Genomic DNA, 19,759 nt, shown 5'->3' with positions numbered 1-19,759 from the left:
TAGCGAGAAAAAGTCTAACTTTAGTGAACTTTTTCGTTAAGCGAGTACAAAGGAAAAACATAAACAAAACGGGCAGAAAGCCGGAAAACCAACCTTCTGCCCGTTGCAATAAGATCTGAAACGATTTGATGCAACTAAATCCCTTTAGTATTTCAAAGGTGATTTCTCTGCGATCCCCGCTTCGTTTTTCACCGGAATCAGTGTGAAACCCCATTTGTAATCCTGATTGGCAGGAATACTGTATTCGGGAAGGGGGCGGGCTCCCCAACTATTGTATCCCGCAACGCCTTGTTGTTTCATATCGATACATACCTCCACGAAGTCTTGGGGGACGATATCATTGATATGCGTCTGGCGGGGTCGCTTGTTCTTTGCCTCTTCATCGGAACGGGAAGCGATTTCCTCACTGCTGAAATTGTTCCACTGATAAGGCTTGTCCTTGTTCTCTTCGGAGTCAAAATCCTCTACGCTGTTACGCAATGCATTGAATCCTATGGTACTGTCGGCAACGACCATCAATCCGCCGGTGCCATTGGTGAGGGCTACCCATCGTGTATCGGTCCGATGTCCGTTTTCCTGCGGGCGAACATAAGGGAAATAATTTTCCTCTGCAGTGGTTTGGTAAAGGCCTACTTTGGATCCGGAAGCCCTGTCGATATAATTCTCTCCCGGGCCACGGCCAAAATAAGATACGTTATTCATCGTCACCGGCATACGGAATCGCACGCCTATACGGGGGACATTCAGAGTGGATGAAGCTTTACGGGCAGCGGATGCTTCCGGTGAGAAAGTGGCTGTGAGCGTCGCTTCGGAAGCACCAACCTGTCTCTCCTCCATATCAGCAGAGAAGAATTTCACATCTACCTTTATAACCCCGGAAGGATAGATACTGTATTTTACAGTATAAAGATTGCCGGCAGCAAGCAGATAAGCGGTTTCAACCACCACTTTATTATTTTCAGGATAACTCTTCACGTCGGTGACATTGAAATTTTTGCTTGATTGTTTCCATATCTGCAGGCGGTGAGGATTTCCATTTCCGTAATCGTTATCGTTCGGGGCACGCCAGAAGTTGGGCTGTACGCCGAAACCTTTGTCAAAATACTCATTCCCTTCCACCTTGTAGGAGGTAACCATACCGCTTGCTTTGTCAAATACAAATTCCAGGCGGGGTGAGGTTACACGGATGCTGTTTCCGGATTGATCCACTTGTAGCGGGGGATTGTCACTATTCCCCGTATATGCTTGCTTAGGTATCGAGAGCGGTAGTTTGAATTGTTCGATGGCTACGATGTAACCGGCAGGAATTAATGGTGCAGCCTCTTTTTGAATCACTTCAAAGTTGACAAAATATTCCATACCGGGTTTGGGCTGCAACTTACCGACAGGTAATGAAACCTCTGTTGTTTGTTGAGGTCGCAGGGAGACTTGCAACATTCCTTCGGATATGTTTTTTCCGTTTTCAGTGATAGTATAGCGGAAAGTATAGTCATCCGTATTGGAGAAATATTGCCGGTTAATGATCCGGAAAACGCCTGTTGACAGATCGACCGCTTCAAAAGCAAAATTCTGGTGGACATATTTCACTTCGGCCAGGGCAGGGTGGGGGGTACGGTCTGGATTTACCAGTCCGTTGCAGAGAAAGTTTCCGTCACTGGGCATATCTACACCATAGTCCCCGCCATATTTATAGTAGAGCCTTCCTTCTTTGTCGTAAGCTTCCATACCCTGGTCTACCCAATCCCAGATGTATCCGCCCTGCAGATTCGGGTATTTGTAGATTGCTTCCCACTGGATATCAAGATTACCGTTGGAGTTACCCATGGCATGTGAATATTCTGAGGGGATCACCGGCCGGTCGCTCCCTGCTTTGCCGATCTCTTCCAGCCAGGCAGCACTGGGATATTGTGGCACATACATGTCCGAGTTAAAGCCCCATAACGCCCGTTCATAGTTCACCGGACGATCCATCAGGCTACGCTCCTGGTCTTTCAGGAATTTGTAGGTATGGAAGAAATTGATACCGTTGCCGGCTTCATTGCCAAGCGACCAGATGGCGACGGACGGATGATTTTTGTTCCTTTCGAACATATTTACGGTCCTGTCCATATGGGCCTGCTCCCATTCCGGGTGTTTGGCGAGGGACCGTTCACCGTAATAAAGCCCGTGTGACTCGATATTGGCTTCATCGTATACATAGAGCCCGTATTCGCTGCACAGTTCATAGAAGCGGCGTGGTTGCGGATAATGGGAGAGACGGACGGTATTGATATTGTGGAGTTTCATCAGCTCGATATCTTTTCGCATCAGTTCTTCCGTCACATAATGCCCGGTTTTGGGGTTAGTCTCATGCAGGTTGACCCCTTTTAACTTGATGGGTTGCCCGTTCACAAGGAAAAGCCGGTCGGTTCGATCGCCGGTCTTTACCGGTTTGATCTCGAAACGGCGGAAACCGACAGGGTAGGGGACTACCTCTCCCGACGTTTCCCCTTCTTTCTTCACGGTGATAAGCAGTTTGTAAAGATGGGGATGCTCAGAAGTCCATGTAGCCACATCAGGCAGCAGTTGCGCGTTGAAGCGGACGGTATTCTCTCCATGGCTTTGGACTGCCACCGGTTTCGTTTCTGAGGCAACCACTTTGCCGACGGGATCGAGCAGTTCATAAGAGACTTCGGCATAGGAAGCGCCGGACAGGTAGTTGCTGACGGTCGTTTCCAATTCGAAGATACCATTGCGGTAACTATCATCAAGTGTCGATTTCACCCTGAAATCACGTAACGATGTTTTGGGTTGCGACCAGAGGAAGACATCCCGCTCAATACCGCTGATACGCCAGAAGTCCTGGGCCTCAAGGTAGGAGCCCGTACTCCAGCGAAATATTTTCAGTACGAGTGAATTTTTGCCGGGATGTACATAAGGATTGATCCTGAATTCGGCAGCTGTTTTGGAATCCTCGCTATATCCTACCTCTTTTCCGTTGATATATACATAAACTCCCGATTTGGCTCCGTCAATGGACAAAAATATCTCACGGTCGTTCCAATCTTCGGGGATATCTATTTCACGGCGATATACGCCCACCGGATTTTCTTCCGGAAGATAAGGCGGCTCCATCTTCGGATAGCGGGTTTCCGGATCACGTTCTACGAATTCGTAGGGATGATTTACATAGATCGCAGTACCGAAACCTTGCATTTCCCAGTTGCCCGGTACCTTGATATCTTTCCATCCGGTGAGGACGACGGTAGAATCGGTGACATGTTCGGGCAGTTGTTTGTAGGAATCCACGAAATAGAATTTCCATGTTCCGTTAAGAGAAAGATAATATTTACTTTCCTCGAAAGGGATGTTAAGCGCTTCCGATCTGGTTTCGTAGGTCATAAATTGCGTACGCGGATGCTCCTTGTTTACCTGTACTACGTTCACATCCTGCCAGTAGGGGGTTGTACGGCGAGGTGAAATTGACCTGTGATCCTGCGCTGACAATGTGCTTAGACTACACAAGCAGACAATAGCTGCCAGGAGAAAAGATTTGATGTTCATATATTTATAAGTTAAAAATTACCAATTAAAAATTACCAATTACCATATTATTTTCATCCCGTTTACCGGGATTTTCGCTGCGCTTCAATTGGCACATTAGCACATCATTTAACTTCTATTTGTGAGAGAAGATCATCGGCCAGTCGACTTGCCCCGAGACGGAACAGGGTATTGTTGCACCATTCTTCGCCAAGTATCTCTTTCACAATAGTATAATATTTCACGGCATCCTCTGTAGTAGCAATCCCTCCGGACATTTTCAGGCCGATTTTCTTCCCTGTTTTGGCATGATAGGAGAGGATGGCCTGACATATTACGTACGCCGCTTCAGGGGAAGCCCCGGGATATCCTTTTCCGGTGGATGTCTTCAGGAAGTCAGCCCCGGAATAGAGCGCCAGGATGGCTGCATCATGAATATTCTTTACATTTTGTAGTGCACCGGTCTCCAGAATTACTTTCAGTGAAGCGTGACGGCAGGCTTCTTTTATTTCGGTGAGTTCTTCACACATCTCTTCATATTCACCCTCTAAAAATTTTCCTACGTTGATGACCACATCTATCTCGTCTGCCCCGTCTGCTACAGCGAGCGATGTTTCGGCTATCTTGATCTCGTTAAAGGTCTGGGATGAAGGAAATCCTCCTGCGACACAGGCGATTTTCACATCTGCAGTCAATGCCTCTTTCACCGTATGGGCAAAGTTGGGATAGACGCAGATGGCTGCTACATTATCCATTTCGGGATTAGAGCCGTCGAAACTGTTTACCTTCTCGACGAATTTCCAGATACTTTCATTGGAGTCGGTGCTATTGAGAGATGTAAGATCTATACAACTATACAGTTTCCTATAGACTGCGGAATTATTATTTTCACTATATTTTTCAGCGAGAAGGTCGTTTACTTTTTTAGTAACTTCTTCGTCCGTCAGCATAAACGGATGTGTATTGATAGCTTTGCTATACTTGTTTGTTTCCATCGGTCTTTTTATCTTATATTTAATAAATTATTTATCATTGTTATCCTGTAATTTTGCGTTATTAAGGTGTCTGTCGGCATCTCTCACGGTTTTCTTCTCTATGTTTTTGATTAATGCCTCTTCCAGGTTTACCCCGGTCTGGTTGGCCAGGCAAAGGAGTACCCAAAGCACATCCGCCATTTCATCGGCCATATTTTTCGATAAGTCAGATTTTTTGAAAGATTGATCACCATACGTACGTGCCATGATCCGTGCCAATTCACCGACTTCCTCAGTGAGGATCGCCATATTGGTCAGCTCGCTGAAATAGCGAACCCCATAGGTTTTGATCCATTCATCCACTTGCTGTTGGGCTTCCTGTATCGTCATATTGTTTCGTTTTTGTTTCTCGTTACTTTTTGGAATTCGTCCGGAGTGATTACACCTACTTTCTCCCCAATCTTCCTGGTTTCCCGGTCTCCTCCTTCTTCCGGTTTCTATTCCCTATTTTTTGAGTCGATCCAAATCGTAACCGGTCCATCATTTACCAGGCTGACCTGCATGTCGGCCCCGAACTTCCCGGTCGCTACCGGTTTTAATAACATCTCCGACAGAGTAGAGCAGAACTGCTCATAAAGAGGGATGGAGATATCCGGTTTCGCAGCACGTAGATAAGAAGGTCGATTGCCTTTCTTTGTGCTGGCATGCAGTGTAAATTGTGAAACCACTAATATATCGCCCCCGGTTTCAAGCACCGACCGGTTCATAACCCCTTTTCCATCGTCAAATATACGTAAATTTACCGTCTTTTTACATAGGAAGCCAATATCCTCTTCATTATCGGCTTCTTCTATTCCTACCAATAGTAGCATCCCTTCGCCAATACTGCTTATTTTTTGCCCGTCGATATGAACGGCTGCTTCCCTTACGCGTTGAATAAGTAGTCTCATAATTGCTCATTTTCCCTTGTTATCCATTTCCAGATGATCTCGCCTTTACTTTTTCCGATCACAGAAATGAGCTCTTCTTTGGTTGCCTCTTTAATCCGTTTGATACTTTTAAAATAGATCAACAATCTCTTTTTTGTTTCAGGGCCGATACCTTTGACCTGGTCCAATTCCGAAGTTGTTTGAGATTTGCTCCTTTTTTGCCGGTGGAAGGTGATCCCAAACCGGTGCGCTTCATCCCGTGCCTGCTGGATAAGTTTTAACGTTTCTGAACTCTTGTCGATATAGAGCGGAATGGGATCTTCAGGGAAATAAATTTCTTCCAGGCGCTTGGCAATACCTATAATTGCGATTTTTCCGTATAGTCCGATTTTCTGAAGCGATTCCACAGCAGCATGCAATTGTCCTTTACCTCCATCAATTACAATGAGTTGGGGTAGGGGAGCGCCTTCGTTAAGTAGCCGAGAATAGCGTCTTTCTATAATCTCGCGCATTGATGCGAAATCATCAGGCCCTACAACCGTTTTCACGTTGTAATGGCGGTAATCTTTTTTTGATGGTTTTGCTTTTTTGAAAACAACACAGGCTGCCACCGGATTTGTCCCCTGGATATTGGAATTGTCGAAGCACTCGATGTGCCATGGAATTTCTTTTAACCGGAGATCATTCTGTACTCCCTTCAGGATTCTGGTTGCCCGTTGTTCGGGATTGAGCATCTCTGCTTTTTTCAATTTGTCGATCTTATATTGCTTTACATTCTTTTCTGACAGACTGAGCAGTTTTCGTTTTTCTCCCCTTTGTGGAATGGTGAACTCTACGTCCGGCAGTTTCAGGTCGGGAATAAAAGGTACGATCACCTCTTTCATGTCACTGCCGAATCGTTGCCGCATCTCTACAATCCCCATTCCAAGCAGTTCTTCAGGAGATTCATCGAGTTTCTTTTTATATTCGAACGTATAAGCTTGATTCACAGCGCCATTCACTACGTGTAGGTAATTAATGTATGCTGAATTTTCAGCCTCTTCAATGGAGAAGACATCCAGATTATAGTTTATGTTACTTACTACCTGTGATTTCTCTCTGAAATTCTGGATCAGCAGCAATTTTTCCTTTAACCTGTGTGCCTCTTCAAACCGCAGTTGTCCCGCAAGGGTCTGCATCTTTTCATGAATCTGTCTTTCGATAATAGCTACATTCCCCTTCAATATCTCAATGATCTCTTCGATATTTTTATTGTACTCTGCCAGTGATTGCAAAGCCTCACATGGCCCTTCACATCGTTTGATATGATATTCGAGGCATACCTTGAATTTTCCGGCGGCTATGTTTTCTGGAGTCAGATTGAGCCGGCACGTACGTATTTTGTATACACGCCTGAAAATATCCAGCAGTGCATTCACCGATTGTACCGAGGTATAGGGGCCGAAATATTTGGACCCATCTTTCACTATATTCCGGGTTTTATAGACCCGGGGGAAATATTCATTTTTCACCACGATAAAGGGGTAGGATTTGTCATCCTTAAGCATCACATTGTATCGTGGCTTTAACTTTTTGATCAGGTTATTTTCGAGTAAGAAGGTGTCCTCTTCAGAATTGACGACAATGTATTTTATCTTTCGTATCTTTCTTACAAGAATGCGTGTTTTCGGATGATCATGGTGTTTGTTAAAGTAAGAAGAGACTCTTTTTTTGAGATCCTTGGCTTTACCGACATATATAACGGTGTCATTCTCATCAAGGAACTGATAGCAGCCCGGTTGGTGAGGGATAACGGCAAGCGTATTTTTAATTTCGTCGGTCATGGCTGGGTTTTAGTCTAAATTGGAGTGAAAATCCCTGATGGCCGGTCAGCAATTCTATCTGCCGATACTATCAGGGATATTCTCTCTCCTTAAAATTTGATTACCGAATTTACTTCGACATCTTTCGGGAAATGATCAATCCCTTTTAGCTCTTCCAGTTCTATAAGAAAGTTGATATAAATCTTCTTTACACCCAATTTCTTTACAAGATTATACGCAGCCACCATCGTTCCTCCGGTAGCCAGCAGGTCGTCGTGAAGCAACACCACGTCCTCATTCGTCAATGCATCCTGGTGGATCTGGATGGTGTCTTCCCCATATTCTTTCGTGTAAGTTTCTTCTATTACTTTATAAGGGAGTTTTCCGGGTTTACGGATAGGTACAAATCCTACACCTAACCGGATCGCGGTAGCCGGCCCCATAAAAAAACCCCTGGATTCGATCCCCACCACTTTGGTAATACCCTTGTCCTTATATCTGTCATATAGGATATCCGAAAGTTCTTTCAAGTGGGATGCTGATTGGAACAGGGTCGTGATGTCGTAGAATTCAATCCCCGGAATAGGGAAGTCAGGGATGCTCCTGACAGCGGAAGTAAGTGTTTCGATACTCATTTTTTATTCATTAAAATTAGTCTATTTGAGTCGCTTTCGCTCCTCGATTTTCAATTCTTTACAGACTATTTCTGCGTCCGACATAAGTAAAACTTGTTTTGCTTATGTTCTCTCTTGTCGAAATAGTACTCGCGATGGTAATATAAGCGAGTTTATACTATGCTCATTTAAATAAATAACTCTCGCTCGGCAATGTTCAAGCGAGCTTGACACTGCCCTCGCTTACGCGTTATTTTAGCTTAACGAAACGTTGTTATATAATTTATCTTTTTTGAATGTTCCACGTGAAACATTTCTGTTTTAACGTCCTAATAAGACAAGCAAAACGGATATGTCATTGGGTGAAACACCCGGAATTCTGCTCGCCTGGGCAATCGTCCCCGGGTTAATTCTGGTCAGTTTTTGTCTTGCTTCTGTCGAGAGCGATTGTATTTCGTTGTAGTTGAATTTGTCCTTGATGCGAATATCTTCTAAACGTGTGATTTTATCCGCCATCATCCGTTCACGCTTGATATAGCCGTTATATTTTATCTCTATGTCGGCCGACTCAATGATCTCCTCTTCCCGTTCGTCGATAGTCTCTAATAGCTCTTTGAGCGGAGCCACCTCTTGCGCCATTAGCGTCAGGTCGATGTGTGGCCTTGTTAACAGGTCATGTAGCTTCACGCCGTGCTTCAAAGGTGCTGTGCCGATGTGTTCGAGGAATGGGTTGATACGATCTGCCTTGATGGAGAAATTGTGTGCGAAATTGATGATTTGTGCAACTTTTTCTTCTTTTCGGTTGAGTAGCCGGAGTCTCTCTTGAGTCGCCAGTCCTAACTCATAACTCTTTTTTGTGAGTCTTTCGTCTGCATTGTCCTGACGGAGAAGAATACGGTATTCAGCACGGGAGGTGAACATCCTATAGGGTTCGTCAACACCCTTCGTGATCAGGTCGTCGATCAATACTCCTATGTATGCTTCGTCTCTGCGTAATACAAAAGGATCTCCCCCATGACAGTTGATATGGGCGTTGATGCCTGCTATCAATCCTTGCCCTGCCGCCTCTTCATAACCCGTAGTGCCGTTGATTTGTCCTGCAAAAAAGAGGTTTTTCACCAACTTTGTTTCCAGTGTCGGATACAATTGCCGGGGGTCGAAGAAATCATATTCTATGGCATAACCGGGACGGAAAATATGTGCATTCCGGAAGGCCGGTATCCGTTGCAAGGCGCTCAATTGTGTCTGCAAGGGTAGGGAAGAAGAGAAGCCGTTGAGATAACACTCATGGGTTGTTTCTCCTTCAGGTTCCAAAAACAGTTGATGGCTCGTCTTCTCGGAAAAAGTGACGATTTTGGTCTCTATGCTGGGGCAATAGCGAGGCCCTATGCTTTGTATCTGTCCGTTGTAGAGTGGCGAATCACTTAATCCATCACGTAAGGCTTCATGTACCTCTTCAGAGGTATAAGCTATCCAGCAGCTTCTTTGTTTGAGTGTTCGTTGTACATCCGGAAGATAGGAGAATTTATGAAAATCTTCATCTCCTTTCTGTTCTTCCAGCAGGGAAAAATCAACCGTTCTCCCGTCAATACGTACTGGAGTCCCTGTCTTCATCCGGTCAGTGGAGAATCCCAGGTCACGCAATTGCTCTGTCATCCCGTAGGAGGCTGGTTCGGAAACACGTCCTCCGCCGATCTGTACCTTGCCAATATGGATCAGTCCATTTAAAAAAGTGCCGTTTGTAAGTATTACTGCTTTGCTGAAAAACTCTACTCCCATGCCGGTTTTTACTCCGGAAATAGTAGAGTCTTTACAAAGAAGCCCGGTCACCATATCCTGCCACATATCCAGGTTAGGTGTGTTTTCTATAATTGTGCGCCATGTTTCGATAAATTTCATCCGGTCACTTTGTACACGGGGGCTCCACATGGCAGGGCCTTTTGAACGGTTCAACATGCGGAACTGGATAGCAGTCTTGTCGCTCACAATTCCCGTCTGCCCACCCAATGCATCAATTTCACGCACAATCTGTCCCTTGGCAATACCACCTACGGCGGGATTGCAACTCATCTGGGCAACCTTGTTCATGTCCATCGTGATCAGGAGTGTCTTGGATCCCAGATTGGCAGCGGCTACAGCCGCTTCGCATCCGGCATGGCCTGCCCCTACCACTATGATGTCGTAATTGAAAGTCATTTTTTTTTTGATTTGAGATAGCAAAGATACTAAAAAAGAAAAAGTTACCTGTTATAGTAATGTTAATTACCGGAAAGAGGTATAAAATCCCTTTTAATTCAGATGTTTACAGAGAAAATGATTCTTCAAGTTCATTCGTTTGTTTATCGGAATCTTTATATATTTGCACCCAAAATATCAATTGTTCAATTACATTATTCGTTTTGAGTCGCCTTTATTCCTCGATTGTTAATTCTGCGATCGACATATATTTTATATAAAAAATTTCTAAAACTTGCGATAATGAATCTGAAACAACTTTTCTTGGCTGCATTCTGCATATTTTTTATCTTTTCTGTATATGGACAATCTGATAACAGTGGATAGCAATACCAAAAAATTTATTTGTCGTTGAATGCCGGTATGAACTTCAACTTAGGATCTTCAAGTATTGAATTATCGAATGAACTTATCGTTCCTCCAACCAAAAGGGGATTTTCTCCCGGTTTTGATGGTGCTTGGTTTTTCTCAAAGAATTATGGAGTTGGGATAAAGTATGCTTTCTATACCTCCAAATACAATAAAGAATCTTATCTGGAATATACAGAACACTCCTATGATTATCCTGTGTATGAATATAAGTCATTAGCTTTTAAAGAGAAATCGCATATGTTTGGTCCCGCCATTTATGGAAGATGGCCTTTGGGTGAAACGAAATGGATGATCATGGCTAATGCCGGAGTAGTGATGTTTTATAATGAATTGACAGGAATAGAAAAGATAATTACTTATATTATTGATTCTCCTGATTTAATCGTTGATCAAAGTCAATTACCCGAGGATAGAAAAATGGGTGGTGCATATAAAGGAATTGCTGCAGGTTTTACTTTGTCCGGAGCTATCCGTTACGAACTTCTCCCTTTTGCAGGAATAACTGTCCAAACCAGTGGTATTTATGCACCCTTTTCCAGAATGAGTAATCCCAATTTGAAGACTGGACCACATGGTGAGGATTTCTCCAGGAGAATCGGCAGAGTAGGTCTTTCAGCCGCTATTGATTTCTCTTTTTAACGATTTGTTTTTTCCAAGGTGCTTTATATGGCGGGAATTACAGAATTAATTCCCTTTTTCTTTTCTCAGGCTGAGGGCTCTTTCTTCAGCCTCTTTCATCTGTTTGCTTTCGGCTTCCGATTTATCATTGATACCGCATAAGTGGAGCACGCCATGGATAATGACACGGTATAACTCCTCTTCGAAATCAGTGTCATATTGAATTGAGTTGGATAGTACCGTATCGAGGCTGATAAAAATATCTCCCGAAATGCGATTACCTTCGGAATAATCGAAGGTGATGATATCGGTATAAAAATCATGTTGAAGGTATTGCCGGTTGACTTCCAGAATTTTTTCGTCGGTACAAAAAAGATAGGAAATATCACCGGTTTGTTTCCCGTAACTTTTCGTAACGGATTTTATCCAGTTTGCCGTCTCCCTTTTTTTGATCTTCGGGAAATCGATATTTTCAGCTTCGAAAGTAATTGCCATTTTATTAACATTTATTCACCTGGAGGATGCTTTATTTTTTATCCGAAAAAGAGATAGGCCACAAAAATGGCGGCAATAATACCTGCCAAATCGGCCAAAAGCGCATAGGGAACGGTATAGCGGGAATTTTTGATGTTCACCGCACCATAATAAACAGCCACGATATAGAAGGTGGTGTCGGTAGCCCCCTGAAGTACGGAGGATAATCTGCCGGCAAACGAGTCGGCTCCGAATGTCTGCATGGCATCGATCATCATTCCCCTGGCACCGCTACCGCTCAGCGGTTTCATCAATGCGGTGGGCATACCATCCACCCAGCGGGTATCGAGGCCTGTCAGCGCTACCATATCCCGCAGCCCTTCCATCAGGAAATCCATCGCTCCCGAAGCACGGAAGACCCCAATCCCTACCAGTATAGCGATAAGGAAAGGAATAATGGTGACAGCAGTCTTAAAACCCTCTTTTGCCCCGTCGATAAACGCATCAAAGATATTTATTTTACGGCGTAGTGCCTTTACAATGAAAAGTACGATAATAGTGAAGAGAAAGATATTTGCAGCAAGACCCGAGACAATATTGATCTGTTCCTGCGACATCGACCGGAAGAGAATTATCGTGCCGATGATAAGTATTGCTATGCTCAATACAAAACCCATGATCGCCTTGTTGAAGATATTGATACGCTGTTTCAGACAGACGGCAATCATGCCGATCACGGTAGAGGAAAAGGTAGCGATCATAATCGGGACGAAGATGTCGGCAGGGTTGGCAGCACCCAACTGTGCACGATAAACCATAATAGTGACGGGAATCAATGTCAAACCCGATGCATTCAGGATCAGGAACATGATCATGGGATTGGAGGCTTCCTCTTTTCTCAGGTTAATCTCCTGCAGTTCCTGCATCGCTTTCAACCCGAACGGTGTAGCTGCATTGTCAAGGCCCAGCATATTGGCAGAGAGGTTCATCAGGATGGAGCCCGAAGCAGGATGATTCTTGGGTATATCGGGAAAAAGCCGGGAAAAAAGGGGGGCGACAGCCCTCGAAAAGAGCTCTATCATGCCTCCCCGTTCACCTATCTTCATCACCCCCAGCCAGAGTGACAGCACCCCCGTCAATCCCAGAGAAATTTCAAAACCGGTTCTGGCGGACTCATAAGTAGAATTCATGATCTCGGTAAAGACATTTACATCTCCAAAGAAAACCAGCTTTACCAAAGCCACCACGAAAGCGATCAGAAAAAAAGCAATCCAAATATAATTCAATACCATATTCTGCGGGAATCTGAGATTAGACGGACATTTAACGGACAAAGATTCACCAAAGATACAATTTATGACTATTTATCAAAAAGAAAACAATATAATTTCTAACTTTAAGGCAGGTTAATGTGCCAATGAGAATAATGTGCCAAACAACGTTCAACGGAGCAAATCGTGGTTAATATGCCAATGAATTTGGATGGCACAATGATTTAATAATTTAATTGGCACATTGGCATATTGATTAATTAGCACGTTAGAAAGACATGCGCTGGAAAGATTTTCTATATTTTCAGAGAGGTTCAAAGACAGCAGTCATCCTGTTGCTTATTCTTATTGTGTTAACCTTTATTTTGAATGCACTTCTCAGCTACAAGAACTCGTCGGATGTTATCCTGATGCAGAATGATTCGCTGGTTCGGGAATTTGAAGAATTTCGGCGTACATTAAAGGTAAGGGAACCTTCCGCCGTTACTGTTCCAGAAGAGAGAGAGGCTCCAATGGAGCGGAAAAGTGCTGCAGAGCGTTCGTCGGACAAGGGTGGTTCTGCAAATAAGAGCATCTCCCGTCAAGGTGAGAAGAATGCTACAGAAAGGTATTCCTCACGAAGCAGTGACATATCATCCTTCCGTGCTGCTTATCCGTCTATGGAGAAACTTTCCGAAGGGGAAACTATTTCCCTGAACAAAGCCGATACGTCCGAATGGAAGAAAGTGCCCGGTATCGGTAGTGTGTATGCTTCCCGTATTGTGAAGTACCGCGACTTGCTGGGCGGATTTGTATATGTTGAGCAACTATTGGAAGTGTACGGTATTGATCAGGAACTTTTCTCCCGCATAGCTGTTTATATTGAACCTGATGGCAATTTCCGCAGGATCCAGGTTAATCAATCAGATTTCAAGGAATTATTGCGTCATCCCTACCTGAATTACAAACAGGTACAAGCGATCATGAGCATTCGCCGGAGAAAAGGTAATATCACCTCTATTCGTGAACTCTCCATCCTCGATGAGTTTACACCGGATGACATCCTTCGTCTTGAACCCTATTTGGAATTCTGATAATTGATATTTCTGTAGATTAATAAATTGAATAATTAAGCAAGTCTTGACTCTTGTATCTAATTTTTATCGTATGAGACGAACATCTCTCCTTTTTTTTTCTGTTATATGTGTGGCTCTTCTCCTGTTGTTAGCCGGTTGTAGTACAAAAAGCGGTAAAGAAATTGACCCGGAATTTGCCCGTTATATTTCAGCATTTACGTATGGAAATGTCTCTTCCGATGCATTTATCCAGATAGAACTTGTGCAGGAGATTCCTGCCGTGGAGTTGAATGCTGAAGTAAAAGATAAGTTATTTTCGTTTTCGCCCTCTTTGAAAGGACAAACTTTTTGGGTGAATGGGAACACCATCCGTTTTATGCCCGATGCGGGAGAGTTGGAGCCGGGAAAGGAATACCATATTGGCTTCCTTTTGGGAAAAGTGTTGGACGTGGAGGAGAAATTCCGACAATTTAACTTCTCCATCCGTGTAAATGAGCAAAGTTTTACTGCCGACCTGCTTCCCTTTTCACCGATGAGTATGTCCGACCTGACATGGAACAGGGTAGAAGTGACGATGAATCTGTCCAATCCTGTTTCGTCGGACGACGTTACCAGAATGTTCGATGTGAAAGGAGCGAAACAGAGCCATATACAGGTAAAGCCTGCTGGTGCCACTGCGTTTCACGTTTCGATAGATAGCCTGCAGCGGACGGATAAGCCGCAGCAATATGCGCTGACCATTGACGGGAAAGCAATTAATTCAAAGAAGAAGGTTGAATATACGATCGATATCCCCGCATTTTCGAAGGATCATTTTGAAGTGACGGATGTGCGTATGATGCAGGTTGCCGATCCTCATATCCGGCTGACTTTCAGTGATCCGGTTTCACAGACGCAGGATCTGGAAGGATTGATCGTACCCTCCGGTGTGAAGAATTTCACTTACCGTATCGACAAGAATGTGATCAAGATATATCCTGAAACCCTGCCGAAAGGACAGATGGAACTGCAGATCTATGAGGGTATTAAAAATAACTCCGGATTGAACCTTGACAAGAGTTATCTTTATCAATTGCAAGTGGACGATGATAAACCGCAGATAAAATTCGAAAAGAGTGGAAATATCCTGCCCGATGCAGAACAACTATTATTACCATTCAGCGCTGTAAACCTTTGGGCGGTAGATGTGCAAGTGGTGAAAATATACCGCAACAATCTCCTTTATTACCTGCAATCCTCTTCACTGAACAATAACCAGTCGGGTAGTGAGTTGCGTCGTTTCGGACGGTTGGTGATGAAGAAACGCATCCGTCTGGATAGGGATAAACAATTGGATCTTTCAAAATGGAACAACTTCACCATCGATCTTTCCCAGATGATCGGGAAAGATCCCGGTGCTCTCTATATGGTACAGCTCTCCATGCGGTCCGATTATTCGCTCTATCCCTGCGAAGGGATAAGGCCACAGTCTCCCGATGAAGCGATCATGAAACGTTTTTCCGATGACCAGCTATCTGAAGAGGATGAAGCGGTGTGGGATGAACCATATCCTTATTATTATGAGCCGATCGACTGGAGCGGATATAAATGGGAAGAGCGGGATGATCCTTGTAAGCCGACCTATTATATGCTTCAGGAGCGCAGGATCCAAACAATGGTCATGGCATCCAATGTGGGAATCATTGCCAAAGCAGGGCAGGGGCATATCATGAGTGTGGCTGTGACTGATATACTCTCCACCGAGCCTCTCTCCGGAGCCGAAGTGACTATATACAACTATCAGATGCAGGTCATGGGTTCGGGCAAGACCGACCGCAATGGATTTATAGAGATCGACTATAAGAAAGGGCGTCCGTTTGTCGTAACGGCAGCCAAAGGTGATGACATCGGCTATCTGGAAGTGGCGGACCAGGCGTCGTTACCACTCAGCCGGTTTGATGTAAGCGGAAAAGAGATACAAAAAGGATTAAAAGGATATGTTTATACCGAGCGCGGTGTCTGGCGCCCCGGTGATACCATTTTCGTATCGTTTATCCTTGAAGACAGGGAGAAAAAACTGCCGGAAGGACACCCCGTGACCCTTGAGGTCTATACGCCCCGGGGGCAATTTTACCAAAGGCAGGTGAAGAGCGACGGCCTGAACGGGTTCTACACTTTCACCGTGCCGACAGATCCGGCTGCAGAGACCGGTGTCTGGCAGGGACAGGTAAAAGTGGGCGGTACCACCTTCCATAAGTCGCTTCGCATAGAAACCATCAAACCCAACCGGTTAAGGGTGCGTTTGGATACCGACTCCATTATTGATGCGTCAAATGGCGTTATCTCGGGTACGCTTACATCACAATGGCTGCACGGCGCACCTGCTTCGAACCTGAAAGCAGATGTAGACCTGACGCTCTATGCATCTGATAACCCGTTCAAAGGATATGTCGGCTATTCGTTCAATAATCCGATAGTGAAATTCGAAACAAGTAAGACGAAAATATTCGAGGGGGTACTCAATGCTTCCGGTGTGGCGGGAGTCAATGCCAAAGTCCCTGTGGCCGAAAATGCCCCGGGAATGTTGCGCGGGAATATTCTTTCACGCGTGTACGAAACCGGTGGGGATATGAGTTTTTATGCCCAGACAGTCTTTTATTCGCCTTATAAAAGGTATGTAGGGGTAAAAGCACCTGACTTGCGTCCCGGCCAGTTCCTGGAGACCGACAGCCCGGTCCCGTTCGATGTGGTTACGGTAGATGCTTATGGCAAGGCTGTTTCGGGAAATGTGGAATATACGGTTTATAAACTCAACTGGAGCTGGTGGTGGAACAGTACGCAGGAAGATCTGGGGTCTTACGTGAATAATACTGCCGCCAACATCGTGGCAAACGGAGATGTAACACTCACCAACGGAAAGGGTAAAATCGATTTTCAGGTGGATTATCCCGATTGGGGACGCTATCTCCTTCTGGTGAAAGATAAAGAGGGTAAACATGCTACCGGGACGGTCTTTTATGTCGATTGGCCGTTATGGCGGGGACGCTCGGCCAAGAGCGACCCGGAAGGGCTGACCATGTTGGCATTCTCCACCGACAAACCGTCGTATGAAACCGGTGAGAAGGCAACGGTTATCATCCCGAAAAGTTCGGAAGGCCGCGTGCTCATCAGCATCGAAAACGGATCGGGAATCCTTCATCGGGAATGGGTGAAAACTTCCGGTGAGGAAGATACCAAATATGTGATAGAGGTTACTGAGAATATGGCACCCAACTTCTATGTATTCGCCACCATGCTGCAACCACACGCGCAGACCGTGAACGACCTGCCTATCCGGATGTATGGTGTGGTGAATGTGGGTGTGGAGAACAGGAACAGTACTCTCGAACCGGTTATCCGGATGCCGGATACACTTCAACCTGAAAAAGAGTTCACCATCTCGGTATCGGAGAAAACAAAAAAACCGATGACCTATACGCTTGCTATTGTGGATGAAGGGTTACTCGATCTGACCGCTTTCAAGACGCCCAATGCGTGGAGCGAGTTTTATGCCCGTGAAGCCCTTGGCGTACGCACGTGGGACCTGTTCGACCGTGTACTGGGAGCAAACACCGGTATGATGGGGCCGTTGCTGAGTATCGGCGGTGATGAAGCATTGAGGCCGTCGCGTGACAATGTGAACCGCTTTAAGCCGGTGGTGAAATTTATCGGGCCATTTGAATTGAAAGGTGGTGAGACAAAATCGCATACAATCAGGCTTCCGCAATATATCGGGTCGGTACGGGTGATGGTGGTGGCCGGTGGAGACGGTGCCTATGGCAACGCCGAGAAAACCGTGGAAGTGAAAAACGACCTGATGACGCTTTCCACACTTCCACGCATCATGGGGCCGGACGAAGAAGTATGGCTCCCTGTCAATGTTTTTGCTATGGGGAATAGCGTGAAAAATGTGCAGGTTTCCATTCAGACAAAAGGTTTACTTAACCCAACGGACGGGACAACCAAAAACGTGTCGTTTGACAAGCCGGGCGATAAAATTGTTTTCTTCAAACTTGCATCCGGTAAGGAGACCGGAGCTGAACAGGTGGAAATTAAAGCTACCGGTAATGGTATGTCATTCTCGGAGACCATTGATATCGCAGTCCGTAACCCGAATCCGCCTACCGTTATCACACAGGCAAAACTAATCAATCCGGGAGAATCTGCTACATTCGATATTCAGACCGAGAGTGTGGAGCCTGATGATTGGGCTACCCTCGAGCTCTCACGTCTGCCGAGTGTCAATTTCAGTCAGAATATGAATTATCTGCTCGAGTACCCGCACGGATGTACCGAACAGATCACTTCGCAGGCTTTCCCGTTGCTCTATATTGAGGAATTCACGGTACTGAAAGAAGATGAAAAGAAGCGGATGACTGCGAAAGTGAATGAGGTGATCCGGATGCTTTCATCCCGGCAATTGGCCGATGGCGGGTTTATGTACTGGTATGGAGATAATTACTCATCGGAATGGGCGACCACCTACGCGGGGCATTTTCTGGTTGAGGCGAAAAACAAAGGGTATGAGGTGCCGGAAACCGTGTTGTCCCGATGGACCCAGTTCCAGAGGAGGCTTGCACAGAACTGGCTGCCCACCAATCCCAACCGCAGTTATTACGCTTTTTCGATGATCGAACTGCAACAGGCGTATCGCCTCTACACCCTGGCGTTGAACGGAAGTACGGAACTCGGAGCCATGAACCGAATGCGGGAACTGTCCGGTTTGTCGCTGCAGGCACGCTGGCGGTTGGCTGCTGCTTATGCACTGGCAGGAAGAAAGGATGTCGCCAATTCGCTTGTCTTTAACCTGCCGGATGAGGTGGAAGACTATAGTTTCAATAACGATACCTATGGAACATCGGCGCGGGACAGGGCGATGATCCTGGAGACATACCTGTTGCTCGATAATGTGGAAAAAGCGATGTCGGTGGCGCCGTCAGTGGCACAATCATTGTCGTCCGGTTATGTCACTACCCAGACTGCGGCGTTCGGACTGGTGGCAATGGCTAAACTCGCCGGGCACATCGGTTCGGGAAATATCTATGTCGACTGGACATTGAATGGGAAGAATATGGAGAATGTGAATACGCCGAAAGCGATTTATCAGGTTGATATAAATCCAAATAAGAGTCTTTCGGTGAATCTTACCAATAAGGGGGAGGGCAAGCTTTATGCACGCCTTTCGGCCAGGACAATTCCACAGGTCGGTACTGACCGGGAACCGACGCAAGGGCGGTTTAGGATGACGGTAAGGTATGTCGGTCTGAACGGCAACCCGCTGAATGTGGAATCGCTCCCGCAGGGAACGGAATTCACGGCAGTGGTAACTGTCCAGAACAGTGCCGAACAGGCCTTTACTGATTTGGCGTTGACACAGGTATTCCCGTCCGGTTGGGAGATTTTCAATGAACGGATACTCGAAGCGGATGCGTCTGCTCCCGGCGGAGGATATAACTACCGCGATATTCGCGACGACCGGGTACTGACCTATTTCAACCTTGGTGCGGGGCAAACGAAAACATTCCGTGTGCGCTTACAGGCAGCATACCGGGGAAATTATTATCTGCCGCCGGTATCGTGCCAGGCAATGTATGCACCGCAGGAAGAGGCAAGAAACAGAGGTGCGTGGGTGAAGGTTGTAGAATAAGTAGATCGGGTGTATGCAACTAAATCGTTCGACTGACGATGTTTTGTGACCCATTTTTGCTCTCGATCGCTAAAAGAGTAGAAGTCGCTTGGCTAACTACTCTTTTAACGCTCTTCTTGAGCTATGGGTCCCCACAAAACATCTAAAGGTCTTCGCTTTAGTTGCACATATCTATATGGGATAGAGAGTGAGATGGTAAAGCATGCTGATAAGAAGATAGGGAGGCGT

At 45.5% G+C, this 19,759-nt stretch carries 12 protein-coding genes; 3 read left to right on the top strand and 9 right to left on the bottom strand.

Features of this window, described 5'->3' with window-relative positions; genetic code table 11:
- Positions 1–144: 144 nt before the first annotated feature.
- The 7 genes from U2P89_RS03310 to mnmG form a co-directional block, all read right to left on the bottom strand.
- Positions 145–3,543 (bottom strand): glycoside hydrolase family 2 TIM barrel-domain containing protein, encoded by a 3,399-nt coding sequence (locus U2P89_RS03310; RefSeq protein ID WP_416188607.1) that lies wholly within the window; start codon positions 3,541–3,543, stop codon positions 145–147.
- A gap of 104 nt (positions 3,544–3,647) precedes the next feature.
- Entirely contained in the window at positions 3,648–4,517 is an 870-nt protein-coding gene (gene deoC / locus U2P89_RS03305; RefSeq protein ID WP_091905482.1) for a deoxyribose-phosphate aldolase, read from the bottom strand.
- Between the two features lie 27 nt (positions 4,518–4,544).
- A complete protein-coding gene (locus U2P89_RS03300) occupies positions 4,545–4,886 on the bottom strand; it encodes a nucleotide pyrophosphohydrolase (RefSeq protein WP_091905478.1) in 342 nt (113 codons plus the stop codon).
- 107 nt (positions 4,887–4,993) lie between these two features.
- Complete coding sequence (gene dtd, locus U2P89_RS03295) at positions 4,994–5,446, bottom strand: D-aminoacyl-tRNA deacylase (protein ID WP_076928280.1); 453 nt, start codon at positions 5,444–5,446, stop codon at positions 4,994–4,996.
- Positions 5,443–7,248: an excinuclease ABC subunit UvrC gene (gene uvrC / locus U2P89_RS03290; protein WP_076928281.1), complete on the bottom strand. Its 1,806-nt coding sequence runs from the start codon at positions 7,246–7,248 to the stop codon at positions 5,443–5,445. Before uvrC ends, dtd begins: the two co-directional genes overlap by 4 nt.
- Positions 7,249–7,337: 89 nt before the next feature.
- Complete coding sequence (locus U2P89_RS03285; protein WP_019538136.1) at positions 7,338–7,862, bottom strand: adenine phosphoribosyltransferase; 525 nt, start codon at positions 7,860–7,862, stop codon at positions 7,338–7,340.
- 300 nt (positions 7,863–8,162) lie between these two features.
- Complete coding sequence (gene mnmG, locus U2P89_RS03280) at positions 8,163–10,037, bottom strand: tRNA uridine-5-carboxymethylaminomethyl(34) synthesis enzyme MnmG (protein ID WP_076928282.1); 1,875 nt, start codon at positions 10,035–10,037, stop codon at positions 8,163–8,165.
- Between the two features lie 402 nt (positions 10,038–10,439).
- Here mnmG and U2P89_RS03275 point away from each other — a divergent pair, with 402 nt between their 5' ends.
- Positions 10,440–11,087, top strand: coding sequence for a hypothetical protein (locus U2P89_RS03275; protein ID WP_322190610.1), 648 nt, complete (start codon positions 10,440–10,442; stop codon positions 11,085–11,087).
- Positions 11,088–11,132: 45 nt separating this feature from the next.
- On the opposite strand, the gene ybeY is transcribed toward U2P89_RS03275, so the two are convergent.
- Positions 11,133–11,561 carry an rRNA maturation RNase YbeY gene (ybeY, locus tag U2P89_RS03270; RefSeq protein WP_076928284.1) on the bottom strand — a complete coding sequence of 143 codons (429 nt, stop codon included), beginning with the start codon at positions 11,559–11,561 and terminating at the stop codon, positions 11,133–11,135.
- A 38-nt stretch (positions 11,562–11,599) separates the two neighbouring features.
- The gene (locus tag U2P89_RS03265) at positions 11,600–12,832 is read right to left on the bottom strand and encodes a nucleoside recognition domain-containing protein (RefSeq protein ID WP_076928285.1); all 1,233 of its coding nucleotides are present in this window, start codon (positions 12,830–12,832) and stop codon (positions 11,600–11,602) included.
- A gap of 257 nt (positions 12,833–13,089) precedes the next feature.
- Here U2P89_RS03265 and U2P89_RS03260 point away from each other — a divergent pair, with 257 nt between their 5' ends.
- Both U2P89_RS03260 and U2P89_RS03255 read left to right on the top strand, forming a co-directional pair.
- Positions 13,090–13,884 (top strand): helix-hairpin-helix domain-containing protein, encoded by a 795-nt coding sequence (locus U2P89_RS03260; protein ID WP_076928286.1) that lies wholly within the window; start codon positions 13,090–13,092, stop codon positions 13,882–13,884.
- Between the two features lie 73 nt (positions 13,885–13,957).
- A complete protein-coding gene (locus tag U2P89_RS03255; protein WP_322190609.1) occupies positions 13,958–19,531 on the top strand; it encodes an alpha-2-macroglobulin family protein in 5,574 nt (1,857 codons plus the stop codon).
- Positions 19,532–19,759 lie beyond the last annotated feature (228 nt).

The sequence above is a fragment of the Proteiniphilum sp. genome, from assembly GCF_034331125.1.
Classification (GTDB): Bacteria; Bacteroidota; Bacteroidia; order Bacteroidales; family Dysgonomonadaceae; genus Proteiniphilum; species Proteiniphilum saccharofermentans.
This window is presented reverse-complemented; position numbering and strand designations above follow the sequence as displayed.

What these genes read in the sequence shown, in the direction of transcription:
- U2P89_RS03310 (WP_416188607.1), bottom strand. Translation starts at nt 3,543, where the DNA reads ATGAACATCAAATCTTTTCTCCTGGCAGCTATTGTCTGCTTGTGTAGT.
- deoC (WP_091905482.1), bottom strand. Translation starts at nt 4,517, where the DNA reads ATGGAAACAAACAAGTATAGCAAAGCTATCAATACACATCCGTTTATG.
- U2P89_RS03300 (WP_091905478.1), bottom strand. Translation starts at nt 4,886, where the DNA reads ATGACGATACAGGAAGCCCAACAGCAAGTGGATGAATGGATCAAAACC.
- dtd (WP_076928280.1), bottom strand. Translation starts at nt 5,446, where the DNA reads ATGAGACTACTTATTCAACGCGTAAGGGAAGCAGCCGTTCATATCGAC.
- uvrC (WP_076928281.1), bottom strand. Translation starts at nt 7,248, where the DNA reads ATGACCGACGAAATTAAAAATACGCTTGCCGTTATCCCTCACCAACCG.
- U2P89_RS03285 (WP_019538136.1), bottom strand. Translation starts at nt 7,862, where the DNA reads ATGAGTATCGAAACACTTACTTCCGCTGTCAGGAGCATCCCTGACTTC.
- mnmG (WP_076928282.1), bottom strand. Translation starts at nt 10,037, where the DNA reads ATGACTTTCAATTACGACATCATAGTGGTAGGGGCAGGCCATGCCGGA.
- U2P89_RS03275 (WP_322190610.1), top strand. Translation starts at nt 10,440, where the DNA reads ATGAACTTCAACTTAGGATCTTCAAGTATTGAATTATCGAATGAACTT.
- ybeY (WP_076928284.1), bottom strand. Translation starts at nt 11,561, where the DNA reads ATGGCAATTACTTTCGAAGCTGAAAATATCGATTTCCCGAAGATCAAA.
- U2P89_RS03265 (WP_076928285.1), bottom strand. Translation starts at nt 12,832, where the DNA reads ATGGTATTGAATTATATTTGGATTGCTTTTTTTCTGATCGCTTTCGTG.
- U2P89_RS03260 (WP_076928286.1), top strand. Translation starts at nt 13,090, where the DNA reads ATGCGCTGGAAAGATTTTCTATATTTTCAGAGAGGTTCAAAGACAGCA.
- U2P89_RS03255 (WP_322190609.1), top strand. Translation starts at nt 13,958, where the DNA reads ATGAGACGAACATCTCTCCTTTTTTTTTCTGTTATATGTGTGGCTCTT.